This is a genomic window from Yersinia sp. 2542 StPb PI, assembly GCF_048593855.1.
In the GTDB taxonomy this organism is placed as follows: domain Bacteria; phylum Pseudomonadota; class Gammaproteobacteria; order Enterobacterales; family Enterobacteriaceae; genus Yersinia; species Yersinia enterocolitica_E.
Window position 1 is genome coordinate 1 of record NZ_JAZGQA010000414.1, and the last position, 1,119, is coordinate 1,119.

The window sequence follows — 1,119 nt, forward strand, 5'->3', positions numbered from 1 at the left end:
GTACACCAGCGAAGGAATGAAAGGAATATCATACTAATTTTACCTTGTGTACTATCATTAGATGTTTGAGAAGGGCATTATTAATAAATACTCTTCTCATTTTTTATCTCTAGCCTAGCCTCCATCTTATTTACCGATAATTTCATATTTCTCCACATGACTAATAAAAGCACGTAAGCGAGCGGGAACATAATTTCTATCTCTAAACATAAGATAAGTTGGTCTAAGCCCACCATGCCACTCCGGTAAGATATGTACCAATTCCCCACGTTCGATAAGTGATGTGACAAATTGAAAAGGAGCCAGACAAATCCCTAAGCTTTTCTTTGCCGCACGGATAACTAACTCGGTATCATCAACCACCATATAGGGAGTGGCTGAAATAAGATACTCACTACCTGATGATTTATTTATTATCTGCCATTCTGTATCTGATTTCGGCATGATCAACTTATGTTGATTAACCAAGTCTTCAGGAATTAACGGGACGGTATTTTTAGAAAGGTATTCTATTGAGGCACAAAAAACATAATGTGAATTCATGATTTTTTTTGCTATCCAGTTGCTGTCCTTCAATTTACCGACTCTAATCGCTGCATCAATATTGAGAGATTCGAGATCAATAACTCGGTTGGTCACCATTAAATCAATGCTGATATCTGGGTACTTCTGCATAAAATCAAAAATACAATTGCCGACCCACTGGTGGGTAAGATTTATTGGCGCGGTTATCACCAATTTTCCCGTTAAGCTATGGTGGTAGTCATCAAGTAATGTTGTTGCTGACAAACATTCAGATAGCGGGCCAACACAGCTATCGTAATACATACGGCCTAAAGGGGTGAGAGTGATCGTTCGGGTTGAGCGATTAAGTAGCCGGCCACCAATGCATTGTTCAAGCTTTGTTATTCGGCGACTTAAGGTAGGAAGGGGGATGTCAGTTATTTCAGATACCTTTGTCAGACTGCCAGCATCGACGACACTTATAAACAGGTTAAGGTCGTCCAGAGAAATTTTATCTTTCATTTTTGAAATTCACCTATTCAATTTCAGCTCTTATCCTCAATAGATGAATATTATAGTATTTAACCCGAGATATAAACATCGCATCAGATTTTT

At 38.3% G+C, this 1,119-nt stretch carries 1 protein-coding gene; it reads right to left on the minus strand.

The genetic code is table 11. The features are described from left to right. Positions 1-126: 126 nt before the first annotated feature. Complete coding sequence (locus V1952_RS21995) at positions 127-1,026, minus strand: LysR family transcriptional regulator (RefSeq protein WP_372559520.1); 900 nt, start codon at positions 1,024-1,026, stop codon at positions 127-129. Between the last annotated feature and the right edge of the window lie 93 nt (positions 1,027-1,119).